Source organism: Pseudomonadales bacterium (genome assembly GCA_041395665.1).
In the GTDB taxonomy this organism is placed as follows: Bacteria; Pseudomonadota; Gammaproteobacteria; order Pseudomonadales; family UBA7239; genus UBA7239.
In genome coordinates this window covers 36,550-54,112 of sequence record JAWLAB010000008.1, presented here as the reverse complement: position 1 = coordinate 54,112, position 17,563 = coordinate 36,550, and the positions used below count along the sequence as shown (strand labels likewise).

Below are 17,563 nucleotides of genomic sequence, written 5' to 3'. Positions count from 1 at the left end.
TTGTTTGTGGATGCCCCTGAAGTCAAACCGCTGGTTTTACTCAAAGAGTTAATCGAGTTTGCTCAGGGGTTTATGCCGCCTGATGAAGCGACAATAAAATTTCAACAAGCTTACGCTGCACAAGGTAAAGCGTTTAGCGGAGAGTTAGTTGTTTCTACTTTTGATATTGATGTCGCTGAAGAGATTATTTGTCAGTCTGTCGGTAATACGGAATCTGTGGCTATTGGCAATATGGTGCGTGCGTTTGTTGTGCGCGGCGCCGTTCAAATTGCCGATGTGCTTAGTATCATCAGTGGTGCACGATTCTTTTTTGAATTCATGCAGGAGTTGGTTCAATCATCGATTGAACACATCTCACAAGGTATCAGTGTTGTTGATCAACAGATGCGCATGGTGGCATGGAATAAACGCTATTTAGAGTTTTTTGAGTATCCCGATGATTATGTAAGAACCGGTAGACCAGTTGCAGATTTGATTCGATTTAATCTCGAAAAAATTGGCTGCCAGCCAGAAGAATTGGATGCTGAGGTTGAAAAGCGTATTCGTTATTTGAAGGAAGGTAATCCGCATAACTTTGAACGCTATCGACCAGAAGGGCGTGTGTTGGAGGTGAGCGGTAATCCAATGCCTGGCGGTGGTTTTGTCACGAGCTATACCGATATTACCGCGCACAAAGAGTTAGAACGACAATTGCGTGCATCCAATGAAACATTGGAATTACGTGTACAGCAGCGTACGCAAGAATTGGAGTTGGCAAAGTCAGAAGCCGAACAGGCCAATTTATCGAAGACGCGATTTCTTGCTGCGGCGAGCCATGACTTGATGCAGCCACTGAATGCCGCCTCTTTGTTTGCATCCGCTTTGGCGCAAAAAACACACGAGAGCGAGTTGCAAACTTTTTCAGAAAATATTGTGTTATCGCTGCAAGCGGCAGATGCGTTGATCAACAGTATGCTTGAAGCGTCTCGCTTGGACGCTGGTGTAGTCGAACCAAAGCGAGAAGTTTTTTATTTAAAAGATTTATTTGATCGTTTAGGGCGAGATTTCACTGCCTTGGCACAGGCGCGCAATATCGACTTTCGTATGGTGCAAACGCACCAAGCTGTGTGGAGTGATCCGCATTTATTGCGCCGCATTTTGCAGAACTTTTTGTCGAACGCGGTTCGTTACACCAGTAGCGGTCGAGTGCTGTTGGGTTGTCGGCGTTTAGGAAATATGTTGCGTATAGAGGTGTGGGATACAGGGCCCGGCATTCCACAAGATAAATGCAGTGAAATTTTTCTAGAGTTTCACCGCCTAAAAACGCCTGAGCATGATAAAGGCGAGCGAGGTTTAGGTTTGGGGCTTGCAATTGCTGATCGCATCTCGCGGCTGCTTGATCATCCCATTAACTTACGCTCTTGGCCGCAACACGGTTCAGTGTTTTCAGTCGATGTTCCTATCGCTCATGCTCAGCCTTCTATGCTGATGCCTGCACAAACAACTGCCATCCATGCAGGAGGTAATCTTGCACTCACCGTTTTGTGCGTTGATAACGAACCTAGCGTGCTAGCAGGTATGAGGGCGTTGCTGGAAGGCTGGGGTTGCGCTGTGGCGACGGCACATGATGCTGCGTCATCCATGCAGGCATTGCAGCAAAACTTACCGGATCTTGTGATCGCCGATTATCAGTTAGATGACGGCGCGACAGGCTTGGATGTGGCGGGTCATTTGATCAGCGCGGCAAAACGCGATTTGTCTGTTTTAGTGATCACTGCCAACAACACGGAAGATATTCGGCGCTTGGTGGAAGATCGTGGCTATCTGTTTATGGCAAAACCCGTGAAGCCCGCCAAGTTGCGCGCGTTGATGTCGTCGCTGCAAAATCGATAGCAATTAGCTGGGTTCTTCGATATTTAAGTAGCCGGCCGCCAATACCGCTTGCGTGCGATTCCTTACGCCCAGCTTGCGGAAAATAGCGGTCATGTGCGTGCGAACAGTGGCTTCTGAAACATTCACTTCGCCAGCAATTTGTTTGTTGAGCAAGCCTTTCGTCAACATCATAAACACGCGCAGTTGTTGGGGTGTCAGCGTCTTGAGGCGCTGAGCAAACTCGCGCTCGGCGTTGTCAGCAGGTTGTGGTAGTTGGCTAGGCAGCCAAAGTGATCCATCCAAAATACTCTGCAGTGCAGCGGCAATTTGGCTGAGATCCGATGCCTTGGGAATAAAGCCAGAGATGCCGTACTCAATAGCACGCTGCACGATGACATGGTCATCGCTGGCTGAAATCACGACAACGGGAATGTCTGGGTATTGTCCGCGGATAAGCACTAAACCAGAAAAGCCATTCGCCCCTGGCATGCGTAAATCCAGCAAAATTAAATCGATTTCGCTTTGTTGAGACAGCAGGCTTTCAAGCGAGTCGATGCTGTCGCATTCCAGTATTTGAGCATCTTTTACTACTTGCTTTACCGCCTGACACAGTGCGTTGCGGAAAAGTGGATGGTCATCGGCAATAACGATTTTGGTGCTCATGGTGCGGAGTACTGATTTGCAAGGAGCTGCCATCATAACAAAAAAGCCGTGAACGCCCTTGCTCTAAAGGTATACAGACTCATCGCGCAGGGTAATTCCTACAATTCCCTAATCAATTTGTAACCATCGGTAACAGTTTTTCTTGTATTAACGCAAAAGGAGAGGAAAGTTGGCTGAGTTATTAAAAAATAAGGAAATTTTACTTTGCACTTTACAGTTTTTTCTGGCTTAATCCCGCACCGTGAGTCTTTCTATGTGCCATGGAATTTTTGTGGCGCGCGGTATAACAAAAAAACATCAACATGGGTGGAGAAAAGATGAAAATAAAAAATCGATTCAGCGGGTTGGCAAAAGCAATAGTTGTTGCTGGGTTGCTGCCTCTATCGGTGCAAACTCATGCACTTGAGTTTGAAGTATCAGACGAACTAAAAGTCAACTTGGATACAACCATTACTTACGGTCGTCAATGGCGAGTAGAGGGTCGCGATAAAAACCTGTTGGGTGGACACATTGATCGAAAGTTTGCCATGGCAAACCCTGACTCAAAGGCTTTTAAAGAATATGTACAACGCATGAACTCTGATGATGGCACGCGTAACTACGATAAATGGGACACTGTTTCTAATCGTGTAGGTATTCTTTCTGATATCAATATTTCTTATAAAAATGTAGGGCTCTTTTTGCGTCCGCAGATTTTTTATGATTCTGTACCGTTTGATCGCCCTAGCTGGTCCGACAAATATTTGGCACCCTATGTTGGAGCAGCTGGAAGCAACAACCAGCTTGCCGCAGATAAGATCAACAATGTCGATCATTGGTGGGATGAAGAATACAAGCACACCATGGGCTACAAAGCGCGTTTCTTAGATGCCTACCTCTATGGTTCATTTGATATTGCTGGCCGCAGCTTAGATGTTCGTGTTGGTCGCCAAGTAGTAACTTGGGGTGAGGCGCTGATGCTGCAGGGTGGCATTGCCTTTGCCCAAAACCGCGTGGATTCTGCCGCAGCAACCGTGCCTGGTGTTGAGTTAAAAGAAGTATTTTTGCCGACAGGCGCCGTTTACGGATCGTTTTCAGCAACGGATTCAACAACCATTGAGGCGTATTGGCAGTATGAATGGATTAAGTCGACCTTGTTTCCAACGGGTTCGTTCTTCTCTATGCAAGACTTTATTGACGGCGATAGATTTATTGCGCTACCACAAGTTGGAGGGGCAGGCTTTGAACGCGTCGAGCATCACCCTAATAACAATAAACAATTTGGTTTGGCGGTAAGACAGGCTCTTGCTGATGGCACGGAACTTGGTTTTTACATAGTCAATTATAGTGATAAATATCCAATGTTCTGGGCGGGGAACGGCTCTGCTTCCATACTTTCTCCTAAAGAGTTAGCTACTTTGCCTGAAAATAATTTACCGAGTGGTAACGCTCCTTACGGCATTAACTATTTTGACAACATTCGTATGTACGGCCTTTCTATGAACACGGTCATTGGTGGTGTGCAGGTTGGGGCTGAATATGCTTATCGCGCCAATGCGCCTCTCGTACCAGCGTGTGAGGCGAAAGATTTAATGCGCGCTCACTGTAAAGACCCAAGCTACTATGCCGCTAACGGCTTTGGTGTATGGCCCAAAGGTTATCCTGCTGCCAATGTTGTAGCAAATACGGCTGCATTTAGTTGGCCTCGCCGCGCTGAAATTCACAGTTTCAATATCGGTGGTACATATATGCTGCAGCCTAGTGCGCTGTGGGATACCGCAACGCTGGTAGGCGAATTGGGGGGCTGGGTTGTTGGTGGGTATGAGGATGACGATCTGCAGTTTGCGCATTTGGGTGCATTTACTAAATCTGGCTACGGCATGAGTATGCAGTTTATGCCTGAGTACAAGAATGTATTCGAAGGTGCTGATTTGGTTATCCCTTTCTTCGTAAACTACGGTATCGAAGGGAGCTTCTCTACATTTGCCTACAACGAACAGAATTTGTGGTGGAGCGTTGGTGCAGAGCTGACTTACTTAGAGAACTGGAAATTTTCTGCTTATTACAGTGACTACTCAGGTCCGAACAATTTGTGGGTAGATCGTGACTATATCTCACTCAATGTGAAATACACTTTCTAAGTGTGTTGCTTGAGTTGAATAAAAAGGAGGTTTAACCTCCTTTTTTATTGCCTTGAATTTACTCGCGAAGTTATTGTTGTAACCTCCTCAGTGCGGGCAGTTATTCCCACTCAATAGTGGCGGGGTTTGGAGGAAACATCATAAGTGACACGCGAAATGCCGCTGATTTCGTTGATGATTCTGCCTGAGACTTTTTCCAGTAATTCATAGGGCAGGTGTGCCCAACGCGCTGTCATAAAATCGATGGTTTCAACTGCGCGCAGTGCAATGACATATTCATAGCGACGGCCGTCACCAACCACGCCAACGGACTTAACTGGCAGGAAAACAGCAAAGGCTTGGCTGACTTTGTGATACCAATTTGCTTTATGTAGTTCTTCGATAAAAATAGCATCGGCATCTCGTAGGATATCGGCGTATTCTTTTTTAACTTCACCGAGTATGCGCACACCTAAGCCTGGGCCGGGGAAGGGATGGCGATACACCATGTCGTAAGGCAAGCCGAGTTCTAAGCCAATTTTGCGTACTTCGTCTTTGAACAATTCACGCAGTGGCTCAATCAAAGAAAATTGCATGTCTTCCGGCAGCCCGCCGACATTGTGGTGTGATTTGATGACATGCGCTTTGCCGTGTTTGCTGGCAGCAGATTCGATAACATCGGGATAGATAGTGCCTTGTGCCAACCACTTTACGCCGTCCAGTTTTGTGGCTTCAGCATCAAAAATTTCGATAAAGGTGTTGCCGATAATTTTTCGTTTTTGTTCTGGGTCATTAATACCAGACAGCTTACTGAGAAAAATATTTTCTGCGTTGGCGCGAATTACTTTGATGCCCATGTGTTGAGCAAACATCGCCATCACTTGATCGCCTTCGCTCTTGCGCAGCAAACCGTTGTCCACGAAAACGCAAGTTAATTGATCGCCAATGGCGCGATGCAGCAATGCCGCGACAACAGAAGAGTCAACGCCACCAGACAACCCCAATAAAACTTTGTCTTTGCCAACTTGTTGGCGAACAGTTTCAATGGCGTCGTTAACAATGTTGCTGGCGTTCCACAGTGGTTCGCACTGGCAAATTTCTAAAGCAAAATTTGAAAAAATATGTTGTCCTTGCTTTGTGTGCGTGACTTCTGGGTGAAATTGCAGCGCGTAAAAACGCTTTTCGTTGGAGTATATACCGGCGACAGGGCAGCTCGGCGTTGATGCCATGAGTTGAAATCCGTCTGGTATTGCTGTCACTTTGTCACCGTGACTCATCCAAACATCGAGAAAGCGGCCTTGTTCATTTTCGATATCAGCAATATTGCGCAGTAACAAAGAATCGCCATGTACTTGAACTTGCGCGTAACCGAACTCGCGCAATGAAGAGCTTTCCACTTTGCCGCCAAATTGCTCGGCCATGGTTTGCATGCCGTAACAGATACCGAGTACAGGAACACCTAATTCAAAAATAATCGACGCAGCTCTCGGGCCTTGATTGTCAGTAACCGATTCAGGGCCGCCAGACAAAATAATGCCGCGCGGTGTAAATTCTTTGATAGCGTCGGGAGGGCAATCCCATGCGTAGATTTCGCAGTAAACGCCAGCTTCACGAATGCGTCGCGCAATTAATTGTGTGTATTGCGAGCCAAAATCCAAAATTAGAATTTTATGGGCGTGAATGTTTTTCATGTGGCAAAAATCTGATTAGCGAACGGGATAGTTGGGCGCTTCTTTGGTGATGGATACGTCGTGCACATGTGATTCATTCATACCGGCACTCGTCACGCGCACAAAACGCGTTTTTGTGCGCATGGCTGGGATGTTGATGCTGCCGGTGTAACCCATGGCAGAGCGCAAGCCGCCCATCATTTGATGGATGATGGCTGAAACTGTGCCCTTATATGGCACGCGTCCCTCAATGCCTTCTGGCACGAGTTTTTCCGCGCCTTGACTGGCATCTTGGAAATAGCGATCAGAAGAGCCTTGTGACTGGGCCATCGCACCGAGTGAACCCATGCCGCGATAAGACTTGTAGGAGCGCCCTTGGTACAACTCAATTTCACCGGGTGCTTCTTCGGTGCCAGCAAACATGCTGCCCATCATGATGGAGTGCGCGCCCGCAGCGACAGCCTTGGCGACATCGCCTGAAAAACGAATACCGCCGTCAGCGATAAGAGGAACGTCAGTCTCTTTCAGCGCGGCAGCGACATTGGCGATAGCGCTAATTTGTGGCACGCCGATACCGGTGACGATGCGCGTGGTACAGATGGAGCCAGGGCCGATGCCAACTTTCACACCGTCTGCGCCTGCTTTCACCAGCGCTAGTGCCGCCTCGCCAGTGGCGATGTTGCCACCGATCACTTGCACCTGTGGGTAGTGCTGCTTGATCCACTGTACGCGACCCAGCACATTTTTGGAGTGGCCGTGCGCAGTGTCGACAACTAAAACATCTACACCTGCCGCAATTAGCGCATCAACGCGTTGATCGGTATCGCCGCCTACGCCGACAGATGCGCCTACGCGCAGGCGACCTTGGTCGTCTTTGCAGGCGTAGGGGAAGGTTTCCGATTTGTTGAAGTCTTTTACCGTGATCATGCCGCGTAGATCAAAGGCATCATTGACTACAAGAATTTTTTCAATGCGATGGCGGTGCAACAGTTCTTTCACCGTCTCAGCGGAAGCGCCTTCTTTGACAGTCACGAGGCGTTCTTTGGGCGTCATGATGCTGGAAACGGATGCATCTAACTGGGGTTCAAATCGCACATCGCGACTGGTGACGATGCCGACCAGTTTGCCATCCTGCATGACAGGCACGCCGGAGATACGGTTTTCTTTTGTTAGCGCGACCAATTCGCGCACACTTGCTGTTGACTCAATGGTGATAGGGTCTTTGACGACGCCGCTTTCAAAGCGCTTGACTTGCAACACTTGCGCAGCCTGTTCTGCTGCAGTCATGTTTTTGTGAATGATGCCTATGCCGCCTTGTTGCGCCATAGCGATGGCTAAACGAGCCTCGGTGACAGTGTCCATTGCGGCAGAGACTAGTGGAATGTTTAGGCTGATAGAGCGCGTTAGCGCCGTTTTGAGGCAGACATCCTTGGAGACGACTTCAGAGTAGTCTGGTATCAATAGCACATCGTCAAATGTCAAAGCTTCGTGATCAATTCGCAGCATAAAAACTCGGCATAAGAAGAAGTGGGAGGGCGCGAATTATAAGGCTGCCCCTCCGGTGGGTAAACCAAAGGGGCAAAGGAGTGAGAAAAGAGGGGGAGTTACTGTGGTTTGCTACAGTCGTTCTTGCACTGCTGGGCATCGTCTTCACAAGCTTGTTTGCTGTCGCGGTCTGCCACGGTTTTACATTCTTGGTATTCGCTGTCGCAGGTAGTGCTGCATTCATCGGCAAAAGCTTGCTGATGCAAAGAGTGAAAGAAGTGCAATAGCAATTAATTGATGGATTTTCACAATGGAGCCCTCGGTTATGGTGGGAAGACGATTATTGCATAGGGATCGCGTTACTCTGTGCACGATCTTGTTTTAGTTTGTTGAGGTCGCTGTTCACGCTACGCGGCGAAAACTATCGATGCTACGCAACGCTTCTTCTTGGTCAGCAATGCGCTTGTTCAGGCTATCCTAATTTCTTTTGTAACTGATCGTTTTGCTCCAGTGCCATCGTGGCTTGTCTTCCAGCATCGCGCGCAGCGGGATCGCCCTGTGCCACGCGTTGTTGTAAGGCTGTTACGGCGCTGTTTAATGCAGTGAGTGAGGCCGTGGCACGGTCAGCGGTTTGCTTGCTATCGCTCGCGAGTTTTGCAACTTCTCCATTCTGTTTATCGGTCTGCGCGAGGGATTTTTTCAGTTCTGCTAGATTGGCCTGTAAAGTGTTGAGCGATTTTTCTTGAGTATCTAATGCTTTCTTGGTTTTGTCGTTGAGCGTCGCTGTTAGTTGGTTGATCTCTTTGTTGGCAGAGTTCAAACGCGCATCTAATTTATTGATCTTATCTCCCATGGTGTCGCCAGTTTTCTTGTTATCGGTGATGCTGATACCGAGCTGTGATTCCAAGGTTTCAAGGCGTGTTTGTAGCTTATTGCTGGCATCTGTTTGTTGAGTGATGCGGTAGTGTAGAAAGCCACTGATCAGCAGCATAACTCCTAAAATAATCAGCAAAAGGAAATGCGTAAAACGGCTGTTCGGCGCAGTGTTTGCTGTGATTTTTTTCTTTTCTGCCGTGCGCATGGCAGCAGCTGGTTTGGCAGATGAATTTCTCGCTAAGCGATCTTCGGTATCAGGAATAATCGCGTGGCTATCAAAAATATCGTCTTCGTTTCTGGGCATGGGGAGTGGGAGCTGCTATATATGGGAGTAGAGGCTCCTGATTGTAAATGTCTAGCGTGAGCGATCAACCCATATGCCGATAGGAGTGGTAATTTTTTGTAGTAGCCAGCCAAGCCCAATAAATGCAGTAATGTAGGTGGTGGTGGTTTTATTCTAATAATTTTATTGAATTGTTAGAGCACAAACCCGATACCAACAGCAACGCCGATCATGATGACGGCAATCGCCACGATCATGCCGATAACTTTAGTGGCAGAGGATTTGTCATCAGCTTGCCAATATGAATTGGGGTTTTCCATGTTGTTCTCCTACCAATAAAAATACAGACGAGATGCTATACAACAAAGAGCAGGGAATTATTGATGGCGGTCAATGCTTTTGCGGTGGATGCTTCGCACCGTGGCTTGCAGCGCCCCTCCCTGCAATTGTAAATCAAAAGCCATATTGGCGTGTACTTGGTCGATATGTGTCAGCACTTGCCCGTCATTTGTAGTAGCAATGGTATAGCCGCGTTTAAGAGTGTTGAGTGGGCTGAGGTTGTCTAGTGCTGTGGCGCATCGTGCTAGTGCTTGTTGCTGTTGCATGAGGTGTGAGCGCGTAGCATTGAGCAAGCGCGTTTGCAAACGCTCTAATTGAAAATGAGAGGCTTGTACCTGTTGTGCAGGGTTATGTTGTTGTAGCGTTTGTGCAGCTTGGTGAAGTCGCTGTGTAAGTTTGATGTGTTGGGAAATAGGTGCTTGTAGCAACCGCCACTCTAAGTGATCCAGCTTTTGCTGCTGCTCGCGCAGAATTTGCCCCGGATGACGCAGGCGTTTAATGAGATGTAGCAGTTGTTGACGCTGTTGAGCAATCGTCTGCTGCAACTGTTTTTGAAACAGGGAAGTGTAGTGCGATAGCAGTGCAAAAAAATCGTTGATGTCGGGCGACAGCATTTCTGCCGCAGCAGAGGGTGTCGGTGCACGAGCATCGGCAACAAAATCACCAATCGTGAAATCGGTTTCGTGTCCTACAGCGCTGATGATAGGAATTTCACTGGAAAAAATAGCGCGCGCGACTATTTCTTCGTTGAATGCCCATAAATCTTCCAGTGAGCCACCACCTCTAGCGATAATAATTACGTCAATATCGTGCTGCGTGTTGGCGAGTTGTATTGCTTTCACAATTGCCGGCGCAGCATCAGCACCTTGCACAGGCACAGGAAAAATACTCAGCAGCGCAGCAGGAAAACGGCGCTTAAAAACAGAAACGATGTCTTGAATCGCTGCGCCCGTTGGTGAAGTGATGATGGCAATATGCTGCGGGATGTCAGGCAGTGCTTGTTTAAAATCTTCATCGAACAAGCCTTCTGCTTCTAACTTGCTTTTGAGTTGTTCAAACGCCAACTGCAAATTTCCTGCGCCTTCCAGCTGTAAACCTTCGACGACTAATTGGTAGTCGCCGCGGCCTTCGTACAACCCGACGCGTCCGCGCGCAATTACTTGCATGCCGTGTTCGGGTTTAAAGCGCAGTAAAGCGTTTTGACCGCGAAACATCGCGCAGCGCACTTGCGCTTTGTCATCTTTGAGCGTGAAGTACCAGTGACCGGAAGAAGGTATGGCGAGGTTGGAAATTTCACCGCGCACCCATACAGTGGCTAAATGTGTTTCCAATAATTGACGCGCGCGGCGGTTCAGCTCGGTGACGCTGAAAATGTGCTCAGTGCTCGTCATTTAAGCTTCGTGCACAAATGCAAAACGCGGCACAGATTTTCCATCGACCACAACTGCTTCGCAGAACATATTGAGTGGACGAACCCACACGCTGTAGTCGTCGTACAAACAACGGTAAACCACCAGTGCTTCGCGTGTTTCTGAATGGTGAGCAATTTCCATCACGAGATAGTCTTTGCCTTTGTAATGTCGATAGATACCGCGCTTAATCATGAGTGTTTGTAGTAGAAGTTGAATTGGGTAATTGCGGTGCTAATTTCTCATCGATTAATACAGCGGCTAATTGAAAGCCTCTGTAGCCCCAATGAGTGTCATTCGGCAAATAGATATCTTGGTCACCCGCTGCAATCAATGTGCGGATAGCCGGCAACATATCAACGCCATGCGTGGTTGCTGCATTCATATTAATGCTCTCAGCCAGTGATGTTTTCTGACGCAGTTTTTCATCAGCAAGATAGGGTTGGTATGCGGTAGTTTTATCGGGCAGTGTAAGAATCACAAAAGGAATCTGAGTGGCGGCCAAAGCTTGTGCTGTGGCTCGGATGGTGCAGTGCAGCATATTGAGGTCAACTTCGTTAATGTTGTTATACAGTAAAAAATCTCGGCTTAATGAAAGGAGTTGATCGCTGCGTGTATTGCTAAATAGATTGCTCGATGTCAATGCTAATATTTTCGCTTTGCGTTTGCGAGGTTTAAAAAAGGCTTCGCTGTTTAACTTAAATGTATGAAAACCTTCTGAAATATTATTGCCAGAAATGGGTTTTGTTATCCGACTTCTATCGGGAAAGAGGGGTAGCTCTGCGATGTGCGTATACAGTTTACTGGCATCGGGTGGTGCCTCTCTTTCAATCAGAGGTAGCTGACAATCGCTCAAGGGTTTTGTAAAAGTTGTTGCGCTACCGTACATGCTATACATAGAACGCTCTACGGTTTCTATAACTACGGCATCAATTTTTTCTTGTGCTATACGCGCTATAACGGCATTTAAATTTGTTTTTCCGCTGTGAATAAAAGAGAAAGTATATTTTTCTTTAAGAAAGGACTGCCAATAGCCGGCTTCAGAAAAAGAGTCGCCAACCACAAGAATATGAGAGGCGCCCTCTTTGCGGGGCGTATTGGTAGTAGGAGTGATGTTTTGTTGTGGTGTATTCCAGCCGAACCAGCGCTCAGGGTATCCGCTGATGCGTGTGAGATCCCCTGTAATAGGCTGCGACCAAAGCATAATGGCAGCACAGGAGCACACCACGAAAAAAACTAAAGATAAAAAAATAGTGTTATAAATTTTCATCATTAAAATTGAAAATAAAGAAACTCGCTGACTTGTCCGATATTGACAATGCTGATGGCTAGTGCGAGACCACCAGTGACGGCCAATAGCGGGCTAGGGCGCCACTGCCATCGTGTTTGGTGATTAACTTTGTCAGATGTCGGTCTAAAGTTATTCATAATTTCTTGTGTGTTGGGTGCAAACAAAGCCAAGCATGAAGTCCATACAACAAGATTCCATCCGTCATCCGCATGGCTCACGATGCTGGGCGATTGCTCTGGATCAAGCGTGAATATTCCTGCCATTGCTTTTAATAGCAAGAGGGCGTCGGAAATTGATTCGGCACGAAATATGACAAACGCAATGACGACACCCAGTATGGTGAGGAGCCATCCTGCGAGTGCGCGTGCACGCGCTGTGATTGTAGTTGTGTCAGTTGGTGCTGGAAAAAATTCACGAAATACGTGGTTAATTGTGAGGTAAATGCCGTGTAGAGCACCCCAAATTATAAAAGTCCAACCTGCCCCGTGCCAAAAACCACCCAGTAGCATGGTAATCATCAAGTTGAGGTAGCGGCGTGATTTTCCTAAACGATTACCGCCTAAAGCAATATAGAGATAGTCGCGTAAAAATTGAGACAAAGTCATATGCCATCGCCGCCAAAAATCGATGATGCTGGTTGCTTTGTAGGGCGAGTTAAAGTTGAGTGGTAGTTTGATGCCAAAAAGTCGCGATAAACCAATGGCCATGTCAGAGTAGCCAGAAAAATCAAAATACAGTTGCAGGCAGTAGGCTAACGCACCAAGCCACGCTTCACTTGTTGATAGGGTGGTTGTGTGGTGACTCACAGAAAAAATAGGATTGACATATTCTGGGAATGAATCAGCAATGATGACTTTCTTGAACATGCCGATAGCAAAAATAGTAAGCCCAACGGCGATATTTTCTTGGCTGATGCTGTAAGTATCTTTGCGAGCAAACTGCGGCATCATCTGTTTGTGATGCAAGATAGGCCCCGCAATTAAATGCGGGAAGTAAGTGATAAATAATAAATAGTGAATAGGATTGCGTTCTTTGACGATACCTTTGTGGCAGTCAGCTAAGTAAGCAATTTGTGTGAAGGTAAAGAAAGAAATGCCAAGAGGCAAAATAATATCTGGAAATGAAAGATTGGAGCCAGTTAGCGCAATCCAATTATCTAAAAAGAAATTGGTGTACTTATAATGAGCGAGTAGAACGAGGTCAAAAACTAAGCCAGCAATAAACCATAGTTTTGCGCGGTGTAAGGTCTGTTGTTCTATGGCGCTACTGATTTGCTTGCCAATCTGGTAATTGGCTGTGATTGATATCAACAGCAGTGGTACATAATTTATATCCCAGTAGCCATAAAAGAATAAAGAGGCCAACGCTAGCCAGAGTGCTGCCGCCTCATGACGAAAACGGGCAGCAATAAAAAAACCCGCAAAAACAATGGGTAAAAATAGAAAAATGAACGAATAAGAGTTAAACAACATCAGAGACGGTTCCTAGGCCATTGAGGTTGAAAGGCAGCCTCAATTTGTTGTGCGGCTAATTCAAAGCCGTGATACCCCCAATGCGTATCATTCGGTAGATAAAAATCTACAGTATTGTTCGCCAGTGCGTCTCTAATGTTAGGGAGCATATCAATAGTGTGAGGTATGCGGATTTGATGCAGCAGGCGTGTTATTACTGGTGGTTTGTCGCGTAGCGCTGACGAGTTGATGTACGGTTGGTAGGCAGTAGTTTTATCAGGAACAATCACAAAAACAAAAGGCTTGTTGAGCTGTGTCAGCGCGTGTGCCAGCGTGCGCATAGAGCACTGCATGGTAGATATGGCTGCATCATTGAACGAGGGTAATAGCAGCAGATCACTTTTTAGCGTGAGAATTTCTTTATTGCGTGCCGAGCTAAATAGTGTTGGCGTTGTGAGATCGAATATCCTAGCGAGTTGTTTCCTAGGTTTTATTGCAAAAAAGATATGCTGCTTAGCAAGATAGAAACCTTGAGAGATTTCTTTTGCAGTGCGAGGAAAAGTTTCTCTTGCATACGGAGGGTAGGAAACAGAAAGAAGAGCTTTTTCTACGCTGAGTGTTGAGGTTGATGGAGTAATTGGGTCGCAATTTTTTGGTGTGCTACCCATAAACTCAGATTCATCGCCAAACATGGCGTAAGTAAATCGCTCTACGCTTTCAATCACAACGCCGTCTGGGTTTTCTGTGCGGATCTTTTCGATGATTTTGTGAAAGCTGGTGTTTCTTGTTGGAACTAGCGTAAAGCTGTAACGATCATTGAGGTACGCCTGCCAGTGCCCTATTTCTGAGAACGAATCACCGAGCACTAAAATATGTTTTTTTGAGGTGGTTCGTTCTGTGTTTGTGTTGTCAGGAATTTTTTGCTGTGGGACATTCCATCCATACCAGCGTTCTGGATAGGCGCCAATACGCGTTAAATCGCCACTCAGGGGTTGCGCCCAGATAATTAAGCAGGCGCAAAAGCCTACCAAAATGCAGGTGAGAATAATCACGATGTTGTTATAAGTTTTCATCATCGTCAAAACTGAAAGTAAAGAAATTCACTGACTTGGCCGATGTTCACAATGCTATAACTCAGAACAAGAGCGGTGAGTAGAGCCAATAGTGGGTATGGTCGCCACTGCCAGCGAGTGTTGCTAGGTGTGGCGTCGGATGCGGGTTGAAAACGGCTCATAATTTCTTGTGTGTTGGGCGCAAACAGAGCGATTAAGCCGGCTAGCAAAACATAGTCACGCCCGTCATCTGCATGTTTCAAAATGGAGATAACTTGTTCTCCATCCGCCGCTGAAGACAGTCCAGCCATTGCTTGCAATATGGTGAGTGCATCATGCATTGATGCTGCACGGAAAATCACAAAAGCAACTACAACGCCCAGCATGGTAAGCGCCAGCCGATGGTGGCGCGTGCACGAGTAGAGAAGAGTGATGCGTTTTGTGACTCTGGGAAAAACTCACGGAACATATGGTTGATGGTGAGGTAAATGCCGTGCAATGCACCCCACACAATAAAAGTCCACCCCGCCCCGTGCCAAAAACCACCGAGCAACATGGTGATCATCAGATTGATGTAACGGCGCGATTTACCTAAGCGATTGCCGCCCAGTGTGATGTAGAGGTAGTCGCGCAAAAACTGCGACAGCGTCATGTGCCAACGCCGCCAAAAATCAATGATGTTGGTGGATTTATACGGCGAATTAAAATTGAGCGGTAATTTGATGCCGAACAGACGCGATAGACCAATCGCCATATCGGAGTAGCCGGAAAAATCAAAATACAGTTGCAAGCAGTAAGCCAATGCGCCGAGCCATGCTTCACTGGTGGCGAGCAGTCCTGGATGTTTGCTGACGGCAAAGACTGGCCCTGCAAAGTTAGCCAATGGATCAGCGATCGCCATTTTTTTGAACATGCCAATAGCGAAAATGGTGAGGCCAACGGCAATATTTTCTTGGCTAATTCGATAAGTATCAGCGCGCGCAAACTGCGGCATCATTTGTTTGTGATGCAGAATGGGGCCAGCGATTAAATGTGGGAAGTAGGTGATAAACAGCAAATAGTGCACGGGATTGCGCTCTTTCACGATGCCTTTGTGGCAGTCCGCCAAGTAGGCAATTTGTGTGAAGGTAAAAAATGAAATACCGAGAGGCAGAATGATATTGGGTAACGAAAGATTGGAGCCTGTGAGTGCAATCCAATTATCGAGAAAAAAATTGGTGTATTTGTAATGAGCCAGTAAGCCCAAATCAAACGCTAAGCCGAGAATTAACCAAGTTTTAGCGCGGCGTGCGGCTTGTTGTTCAATTGCGCCGCTGATTTGTTTGCCAATTTGGTAATTTGCTGCGATGGATATCAGTAGCAACGGCACATAAGAAATATCCCAATAGCCGTAAAAAAATAGCGAACTCAGCGCCAACCACAGTGCCGCAGCTTCTTGCCGGTACCTTGCGGTAATAAAAAAACCTGCTAGTACCACTGGCAGGAACAACCAAATAAATTGATACGAATTGAACAGCATGCAGCGTTAAACAACCTGCAGATGTTCAGTACGTATTTTTTGTTCCCAAATTTGTGGGCCGGTGGTGTGCACAGAAATGCCGTTGATATCGACAGCAACCGTCACGGGCATGTCTTTCACTTCAAATTCGTAAATCGCTTCCATACCTAATTCAGGAAACGCCAATACTTTGGCGGCCGTGATCGCTTTGGAAACGAGATACGCTGCACCGCCCACTGCCATCAAATACACGGCTTTGTTGTCTTTGATGGCTTCGATGGCGACAGGGCCGCGCTCGGATTTGCCAATCATGCCGATCAACCCCGTTTTCTCCAGCATGGTGCGTGTGAATTTATCCATGCGCGTTGCGGTGGTGGGGCCAGCGGGACCGACCACTTCGTCGCGCACTGGGTCAACGGGGCCTACATAGTAGATAAAGCGATTGGTGAGATCGACGGGCAGCTCTTCGCCTTTTGCCATCATGTCGATCATTTTTTTGTGTGCAGCATCGCGACCAGTGAGCATTTTTCCAGAAAGCAATAGTGTTTCACCGGATTTCCATTCAGCCAGATCAGCTTTGGTGAGATTGTCGAGATTGACGCGGCGCGAGTTGCCTGTCTCCCAAGTGATTTCTGGCCACTCTTCGAGCGAAGGCGGTGTTTGCAGCGATGGGCCGGAGCCATCCAGCACAAAATGCGCGTGGCGTGTGGCAGCGCAGTTGGGAATCATGCACACGGGCAGTGAGGCAGCGTGCGTGGGGTAGTCTTTAATTTTGACATCCAGCACGGTGGTCAAACCGCCGAGCCCCTGCGCGCCAATGCCGAGTTGATTCACTTTTTCAAACAATTCCAAACGCAATTCTTCGATGCGATTTTGCGGGCCGCGCGCCATCAAATCATAAATATCAATTTCATCCATCAGCACTTCTTTCGCCAGCACAGCAGCTTTTTCTGCAGTGCCACCGATGCCAATGCCGAGCATCCCTGGCGGACACCAACCCGCGCCCATGGTAGGCAGCGTTTTCAGCACCCAATCCACGATGGAGTCGGAGGGGTTCAGCATCGCCATTTTGGATTTGTTTTCTGAGCCGCCACCTTTGGCTGCCAAATCCACTTCAACTTTGTTACCGGGGACGATTTGGTAGTGAATCACAGCTGGCGTGTTGTCCTTGGTGTTTTGGCGTTTGCCTGCTGGGTCAACCAAGATAGAGGCGCGCAGGATGTTGTCAGGCTGCAAATAAGCGCGGCGCACGCCTTCGTTAATCATGTCGTCCACGCTCATGGTCGCGCCGTCCCAGCGCACATCCATGCCTACTTTGATGAATACGGTCACGATACCGGTGTCTTGGCAGATTGGGCGGTGCCCCATGGCACACATACGCGAGTTGATCAGAATTTGTGCGATAGCGTCTTTGGCTGCGGGATTTTGCTCGCGGTCGTAGGCTTTGTGCATCGCCTGAATGAAATCCACGGGGTGATAGTAGGAGATGAATTGCAGGGCATCGGCGACGCTGGCGATCAGGTCGTCTTGGCGAATAACAGTCATGGCAAACTCCGTGGATGGTGCTAAAACGAGGCACTTATTCTAGCAGTAGGC

14 protein-coding genes and 1 pseudogene are annotated in these 17,563 nt (G+C 47.5%); 2 read left to right on the top strand and 13 right to left on the bottom strand.

Going from position 1 to position 17,563, the window contains the following annotated elements:
• Window positions 1-6 precede the first annotated feature (6 nt).
• Window positions 7-1,872 carry a NahK/ErcS family hybrid sensor histidine kinase/response regulator gene (locus R3E63_10125; GenBank protein ID MEZ5540279.1) on the top strand — a complete coding sequence of 622 codons (1,866 nt, stop codon included), beginning with the start codon at window positions 7-9 and terminating at the stop codon, window positions 1,870-1,872.
• A 3-nt stretch (window positions 1,873-1,875) separates the two neighbouring features.
• Here the strand turns inward: R3E63_10125 and R3E63_10120 are convergent, their stop codons facing one another.
• On the bottom strand, window positions 1,876-2,514 hold the full coding sequence (locus R3E63_10120; GenBank protein MEZ5540278.1) for a response regulator transcription factor: 639 nt from the start codon (window positions 2,512-2,514) through the stop codon (window positions 1,876-1,878).
• Window positions 2,515-2,831: 317 nt separating this feature from the next.
• Here R3E63_10120 and R3E63_10115 point away from each other — a divergent pair, with 317 nt between their 5' ends.
• Window positions 2,832-4,634, top strand: coding sequence for a DUF1302 family protein (locus R3E63_10115; protein ID MEZ5540277.1), 1,803 nt, complete (start codon window positions 2,832-2,834; stop codon window positions 4,632-4,634).
• A 100-nt stretch (window positions 4,635-4,734) separates the two neighbouring features.
• Here the strand turns inward: R3E63_10115 and guaA are convergent.
• From guaA to R3E63_10055, 12 genes and pseudogenes are all read right to left on the bottom strand, one after another.
• Window positions 4,735-6,304 (bottom strand): annotated as a pseudogene (guaA, locus tag R3E63_10110) (glutamine-hydrolyzing GMP synthase).
• A gap of 15 nt (window positions 6,305-6,319) precedes the next feature.
• Window positions 6,320-7,789, bottom strand: coding sequence for an IMP dehydrogenase (guaB, locus tag R3E63_10105; protein ID MEZ5540276.1), 1,470 nt, complete (start codon window positions 7,787-7,789; stop codon window positions 6,320-6,322).
• A gap of 451 nt (window positions 7,790-8,240) precedes the next feature.
• Entirely contained in the window at window positions 8,241-8,948 is a 708-nt protein-coding gene (locus R3E63_10100; protein MEZ5540275.1) for a hypothetical protein, read from the bottom strand.
• Between the two features lie 173 nt (window positions 8,949-9,121).
• The gene (locus R3E63_10095) at window positions 9,122-9,247 is read right to left on the bottom strand and encodes a hypothetical protein (protein ID MEZ5540274.1); all 126 of its coding nucleotides are present in this window, start codon (window positions 9,245-9,247) and stop codon (window positions 9,122-9,124) included.
• A gap of 57 nt (window positions 9,248-9,304) precedes the next feature.
• On the bottom strand, window positions 9,305-10,657 hold the full coding sequence (gene xseA / locus R3E63_10090) for an exodeoxyribonuclease VII large subunit (GenBank protein MEZ5540273.1): 1,353 nt from the start codon (window positions 10,655-10,657) through the stop codon (window positions 9,305-9,307).
• Window positions 10,658-10,870: a DUF1653 domain-containing protein gene (locus R3E63_10085; protein MEZ5540272.1), complete on the bottom strand. Its 213-nt coding sequence runs from the start codon at window positions 10,868-10,870 to the stop codon at window positions 10,658-10,660.
• Complete coding sequence (locus R3E63_10080; GenBank protein ID MEZ5540271.1) at window positions 10,863-11,948, bottom strand: hypothetical protein; 1,086 nt, start codon at window positions 11,946-11,948, stop codon at window positions 10,863-10,865. The genes R3E63_10085 and R3E63_10080 overlap by 8 nt, the downstream gene beginning before the upstream one ends.
• Entirely contained in the window at window positions 11,948-13,438 is a 1,491-nt protein-coding gene (locus tag R3E63_10075; protein MEZ5540270.1) for an MBOAT family protein, read from the bottom strand. The genes R3E63_10080 and R3E63_10075 overlap by 1 nt, the downstream gene beginning before the upstream one ends.
• Window positions 13,438-14,493, bottom strand: a complete 1,056-nt coding sequence (locus R3E63_10070) for a hypothetical protein (protein MEZ5540269.1) — start codon at window positions 14,491-14,493, stop codon at window positions 13,438-13,440. Before R3E63_10070 ends, R3E63_10075 begins: the two co-directional genes overlap by 1 nt.
• Before the next feature lie 2 nt (window positions 14,494-14,495).
• Entirely contained in the window at window positions 14,496-14,855 is a 360-nt protein-coding gene (locus R3E63_10065) for a hypothetical protein (protein MEZ5540268.1), read from the bottom strand.
• A complete protein-coding gene (locus tag R3E63_10060; protein ID MEZ5540267.1) occupies window positions 14,840-15,988 on the bottom strand; it encodes an MBOAT family O-acyltransferase in 1,149 nt (382 codons plus the stop codon). The genes R3E63_10065 and R3E63_10060 overlap by 16 nt, the downstream gene beginning before the upstream one ends.
• 6 nt (window positions 15,989-15,994) lie before the next feature.
• Window positions 15,995-17,512 carry a fumarate hydratase gene (locus tag R3E63_10055; protein MEZ5540266.1) on the bottom strand — a complete coding sequence of 506 codons (1,518 nt, stop codon included), beginning with the start codon at window positions 17,510-17,512 and terminating at the stop codon, window positions 15,995-15,997.
• Window positions 17,513-17,563 lie beyond the last annotated feature (51 nt).

Bases quoted from the DNA above. Each gene is read 5' to 3' on its own strand.
- R3E63_10115 (MEZ5540277.1), top strand. From the start codon at position 2,832: ATGAAAATAAAAAATCGATTCAGCGGGTTGGCAAAAGCAATAGTTGTT.
- R3E63_10095 (MEZ5540274.1), bottom strand. From the start codon at position 9,247: ATGGAAAACCCCAATTCATATTGGCAAGCTGATGACAAATCCTCTGCC.
- R3E63_10100 (MEZ5540275.1), bottom strand. From the start codon at position 8,948: ATGCCCAGAAACGAAGACGATATTTTTGATAGCCACGCGATTATTCCT.
- R3E63_10120 (MEZ5540278.1), bottom strand. From the start codon at position 2,514: ATGAGCACCAAAATCGTTATTGCCGATGACCATCCACTTTTCCGCAAC.
- R3E63_10080 (MEZ5540271.1), bottom strand. From the start codon at position 11,948: ATGATGAAAATTTATAACACTATTTTTTTATCTTTAGTTTTTTTCGTG.
- R3E63_10055 (MEZ5540266.1), bottom strand. From the start codon at position 17,512: ATGACTGTTATTCGCCAAGACGACCTGATCGCCAGCGTCGCCGATGCC.
- xseA (MEZ5540273.1), bottom strand. From the start codon at position 10,657: ATGACGAGCACTGAGCACATTTTCAGCGTCACCGAGCTGAACCGCCGC.
- guaB (MEZ5540276.1), bottom strand. From the start codon at position 7,789: ATGCTGCGAATTGATCACGAAGCTTTGACATTTGACGATGTGCTATTG.
- R3E63_10075 (MEZ5540270.1), bottom strand. From the start codon at position 13,438: ATGTTGTTTAACTCTTATTCGTTCATTTTTCTATTTTTACCCATTGTT.
- R3E63_10085 (MEZ5540272.1), bottom strand. From the start codon at position 10,870: ATGATTAAGCGCGGTATCTATCGACATTACAAAGGCAAAGACTATCTC.
- R3E63_10070 (MEZ5540269.1), bottom strand. From the start codon at position 14,493: ATGATGAAAACTTATAACAACATCGTGATTATTCTCACCTGCATTTTG.
- R3E63_10065 (MEZ5540268.1), bottom strand. From the start codon at position 14,855: ATGCTGGGCGTTGTAGTTGCTTTTGTGATTTTCCGTGCAGCATCAATG.
- R3E63_10060 (MEZ5540267.1), bottom strand. From the start codon at position 15,988: ATGCTGTTCAATTCGTATCAATTTATTTGGTTGTTCCTGCCAGTGGTA.